General features: G+C 37.0%; 4 protein-coding genes. 2 read left to right on the forward strand and 2 right to left on the reverse strand.

The window, feature by feature from the left end; translation table 11 throughout:
- Nucleotides 1-150 precede the first annotated feature (150 nt).
- Nucleotides 151-1824: a class I SAM-dependent DNA methyltransferase gene (locus Q0794_RS17915; RefSeq protein ID WP_298944228.1), complete on the reverse strand. Its 1674-nt coding sequence runs from the start codon at nucleotides 1822-1824 to the stop codon at nucleotides 151-153.
- Between the two features lie 264 nt (nucleotides 1825-2088).
- Here Q0794_RS17915 and Q0794_RS17920 point away from each other — a divergent pair, with 264 nt between their 5' ends.
- Nucleotides 2089-2301, forward strand: coding sequence for a DUF3892 domain-containing protein (locus Q0794_RS17920; protein ID WP_298944230.1), 213 nt, complete (start codon nucleotides 2089-2091; stop codon nucleotides 2299-2301).
- A gap of 29 nt (nucleotides 2302-2330) precedes the next feature.
- Here the strand turns inward: Q0794_RS17920 and Q0794_RS17925 are convergent, their stop codons facing one another.
- Nucleotides 2331-2642 (reverse strand): helix-turn-helix transcriptional regulator, encoded by a 312-nt coding sequence (locus Q0794_RS17925; protein ID WP_298944235.1) that lies wholly within the window; start codon nucleotides 2640-2642, stop codon nucleotides 2331-2333.
- A gap of 668 nt (nucleotides 2643-3310) precedes the next feature.
- Here Q0794_RS17925 and Q0794_RS17930 point away from each other — a divergent pair.
- Nucleotides 3311-4495 (forward strand): DEAD/DEAH box helicase family protein, encoded by a 1185-nt coding sequence (locus Q0794_RS17930; RefSeq protein ID WP_298944233.1) that lies wholly within the window; start codon nucleotides 3311-3313, stop codon nucleotides 4493-4495.
- Nucleotides 4496-4552: the final 57 nt, after the last annotated feature.

Raw genomic sequence — 4552 nt, forward strand, 5'->3', positions numbered from 1 at the left:
CATGACCTTTTGAGTCATAGGATTTTGATCTTCTTCAGCTAAAAATCAACTAATTTTCTTAACTGATCGGCATTAGCTTCATCGGTAGCCTTTAAAGCGAAAGATCTTGATATATTTTCAGATATTTTATCAAGCCTAATAGTTTTAAATCTACTCCCCATAACCCAACGCCTCCAAGTTTTTACGGATCGCTTGATCCAATGCTTCCGCTTGGCTCATTTGGTTATAAAGGGTTTGGCTTAACTCGCTCATTTTGGTTTCAAAGGGAATGCCATCATCTTCAATGTCAGCAGCACCAACATAACGGCCGGGCGTTAAAACATAATCGTTGGCTTTGATCTCGCTTAGTGTGGCTGATTTGCAGTAACCCGCTTTATCTTCGTAAGTTTGTGCTTCACCTGTTTCATTCAAGACAGTCTCACCACGCCAAGCATGATAAGTTGCCGTAATTTCAGCAATATCATCATTAGTTAATTCTTTAAGCGTGCGATTAACCATGGAGCCCATTTCACGCGCATCAATAAACAGGGTTTCACCTTGGCGATCACGACGTTTTAATATGCCTTTTTCGTCATTGCCCTCTAACCCGCTCGCGGCGCTTTTATCTTTACTGATAAACCATAAACACACTGGGATTTGTGTGGTGTAGAAAAGTTGTCCTGGCAAAGCGATCATACAATCAACCAGATCGTTCTCGATGATTTTCTGGCGAATATCACCCTCGCCACTGGTATTGGATGACATTGAACCATTGGCTAACACAAAACCTGCAGTGCCGTGCTCACTCAGCTTAGAGATCATGTGCATGATCCACGCGTAGTTCGCATTACCTGTTGGCGGTGTCGGGTAACCTGCCCAACGTGGATCATCGACTAATTCATTATCAGCACGCCATTGCTTTTGATTGAAAGGCGGATTCGCCATGATGTAGTCAGCTTTTAAATCGGGATGCTGATCTTTGAAAAAACTATCGCCAGCGACATCACCTAAATTGCCGTTAATACCGCGGATTGCCAGGTTCATTTTCGCTAGTTTATAAGTGGTATTGGTATATTCCTGCCCATAAATAGAAATATCTTTTTGGCTACCATTATGGCTGTTGATAAACTTAACCGATTGCACAAACATTCCGCCACTACCACAACAAGGATCGTAGATTTTCCCTTTGTAAGGTTCAATCATATCGGCAATCAGATTAACTATTGATTTTGGCGTATAGAACTCACCCCCGCCTTTACCTTCGGTGGCAGCAAATTTACCGAGGAAGTATTCATACACACGCCCAACTAAATCTTCTTCGCTCTTTACTTCACTTTTTACTTCACTATCGCTGCCGGCTTTTGTTCCGCTGCGGACACTTTCTTTATCGATAGTTTCAATATTATTGATGGTATCGATTAATGCTGAAAGTTTACTCGCATCTAACCCTAAACGAGAAAAGTAGTTATCAGGCAATGCACCAGCAAGGGATTTATTACTCTTTTCTACACTGTGTAAGGCACTATCAATTTTAACTGCGACATCACCTTGCTTTGCATTGATTTGGATAAAAGACCAACGCGCCTCTTCCGGTAAATAAAACACATTTTCCATGGTGTAAAAGTCCACCATATCGATATATTCCGCGCCATGCTCCGATTCAATCTCAGCTTTACGCACTTCAAACTTATCACTGATAAATTTCAAGAAAATAAGACTTAATACAATGTGTTTGTATTCAGAAGATTCAACACTGCCACGTAGCTTATTGGCAGCATCCCATAACGCCTCTTCGAAACCGACTTGTGATTTTTTTGGTGTTTTTTTAGCGGGAGATTTTGCCATTATTTTTTACCTAAAACGTTGTTTAAAAGAGCTTACTCTTTAATAGCTACAATCATACCGAACTATTCACAAAAATTTTACTTTTAAATCAAAGGGATTAAACAATATTGTAAATTATGTGCAAGAGAAACCATTTACATTTTTTCTATGTTTATAAAAACAGTGAAATTTGAAGCGACCTTTGATATTTCGTATAATATCTGAGCAGTTCAATATTGACTGTAATACGTTGCATTAAATAAACAATTATTGAGAGGTTCAAAAATGGCTACAAATATCAGAGGCAATGCGGATAGTAAGAATGGCAGTAATAACAGTTATACAATAGTCGGCAGAGGGGTAGTGACCCGAGCACAATTAGTTAAAGAAACGACTAATGGCCAACACCCGAATCATCATGTAGTAAAAAATATAAGTGGTAAAAAATCAGTAAGGGCTAACCCTGATAAAACTACAGAGAATAATATAGATAAGTAAGCGTCAATTTTGCGGGAAAGGATTCCCTGTTAATCCTTGTTACTTTCTAACGACTGTATCAACTTGCATTTTCCTTCATCGTCAAGCTTATCAATCAAACACGCTAAGGTTGCACTCTCTTCAGATTCACAAAAAAAATAATTAACGGGCACATTCAATTCTTTAGCCATCTTTTTTAATGTATCTATGTCTGGCATATGACGACCAGTTTCATAGTGATTCATGCGACCACTTGCTGAACTTGGATCAATCCCTATATTAATGCCTAAATCTTTTTGACTGATTTTCATTTTTTTTCTGGCCTGTTTAAGGCGCTCTGTAAAAAAGGATTTAACCTGCACTAGTACATCATCTCTATGAGTTTTATATAAAACTGATTGTCTAGTTTTTACATTGCCATGTACACTTAGGAATTCTAAGTTTATTATTATTTCCAAGGTTGTGCAATGAGCAATAAAGTAGATATGAATGTATTTTTACATTCCCTTTTAGTCATTAAGCAGATGGATAATTTCACTATTTAAGAAGCTAAAGAGGCTCTAATAGCTCATCACGATGAATTTACCGACCCTGTAGAAGCGAGAAAGTTTATATACCGCCAGTTAACCAGAAGTATTGAAAAAGGATTCATCAAACGTGTCGACAATCAAAATAAAAACATTAAAAAAGTTCTTTATTCAAAAACAGAATTATTTTTTAATACTATTTTTGTACCAATAAAAAGAATAAAGAAAGTTAAAAAAGTACTCCAACGTAAAAAGCGCCAAGCAGCAGTTAAAACAAAGAGTTATCAAGATGAGTTACAACAAGAACTGCTAACCTATGAAATAGACCTAAATACCGTACTTGAGGAAGCTAAAGAATATAAACGTCTTTCAACTCGCTTTCCTGAACTGCAAGAAAAATTGCAGCTACATCAAGCTCAAGCTAAAGAGAGATCAATTAAGCTATTGGGCAAAGTCCACGCATTACAAAACTTACTAGGTTGTGTCACTACGGATACGTCATCATGTTAAGGCAATGGCAAAAAGAATGCTTTCAAGAAGCAATAAAGCACTATTCAGAACTTAATAAGCACTTTTTATGCTTGGCTACACCTGGATCAGGAAAAACTGTTCTAGCGGCTGAGATAGCTGCTTATTTATTAGATGAAGATAAAATAGACTTTGTCATTTGTTTTTCTCCATCTACTGAGATTTCGAATGGAATGAAAAGAACATTTTCCAAGCGATTAAATTGTAATTTTGATGGTGTGATTGGCTCAGTAGGCTGCTCATATACTTACCAAAATATGCGCTTCTTTAATGATGATTATTGGAAACTATTGAGAAATAACCGTGTACTTGTTGTTTTTGATGAAATACACCATTGCGCCGGTTCATCGAACGAAGATGCAAATATCTGGGGTGAAGAAATCATTAAAAACATTCAAGAGCACGCTTCATATACTTTAGCGTTAACAGGCACTCCGTGGCGCTCCGACTTGCTCCCTATCGCATTAGCGACTTACAGCGATCCCGATAATCAAATTGAATGTAATTACACCTACTCTCTACAGCAAGCCGTTAAAGATGGCGTTTGTCGTAATCCTAAAATTGTTTTAATTGATAATGAAGAAATATCTGTAAAAACTAAAGACAAAGAAACTAAAATATTTAAGTCGCTAAAAGCGCTTTTAAAAGCACCACTCATTTCTTATCAAGACTTAATTACACATGATGTTGTTATTCAACATATTTTGGTCAAAGGTTGCCATAAATTAGCAGAGATAAGAAAATCAACACCAGACGCAGGTGGTCTGATTGTGGCTTCATCGGTTGACCATGCACAGCAAATAATGAACTTACTTACAGAAAAACTACAAAAAACCGCAGTAATTGTTACTTATAAAGAACAAAATGTATCTGATAAAATTAACTACTTTCGTTTTAGCAATACGCAATGGATTGTCAGCGTCGGCATGGTATCAGAAGGTACTGATATCCCAAGACTTCAAGTTTGTTGTCACTTAAGCCGAGTGAAAACAGAGCTATATTTTCGACAAGTATTGGGTAGAATTTTGAGGGTTAATAATTCAATGAATCAAGAAGCTTGGTTGTTTACCTTTGCTGAAGAAAAGTTAAGTATTTTTGCTAATAGGATAGATCAAGAGTTACCCGATGCATGCGTGTTAGTTAACCTCAATTCTGCTTAAGGAATTGAACTAAATGCCCACCTAGTGATCAGATCTTTCGACCAAGAACGATTTGAA

This window comes from uncultured Psychromonas sp., assembly GCF_947489755.1.
Lineage (GTDB): Bacteria > Pseudomonadota > Gammaproteobacteria > Enterobacterales > Psychromonadaceae > Psychromonas.

Bases quoted from the DNA above. Each gene is read 5' to 3' on its own strand.
- Q0794_RS17915 (WP_298944228.1), bottom strand. From the start codon at position 1,824: ATGGCAAAATCTCCCGCTAAAAAAACACCAAAAAAATCACAAGTCGGT.
- Q0794_RS17920 (WP_298944230.1), top strand. From the start codon at position 2,089: ATGGCTACAAATATCAGAGGCAATGCGGATAGTAAGAATGGCAGTAAT.
- Q0794_RS17930 (WP_298944233.1), top strand. From the start codon at position 3,311: ATGTTAAGGCAATGGCAAAAAGAATGCTTTCAAGAAGCAATAAAGCAC.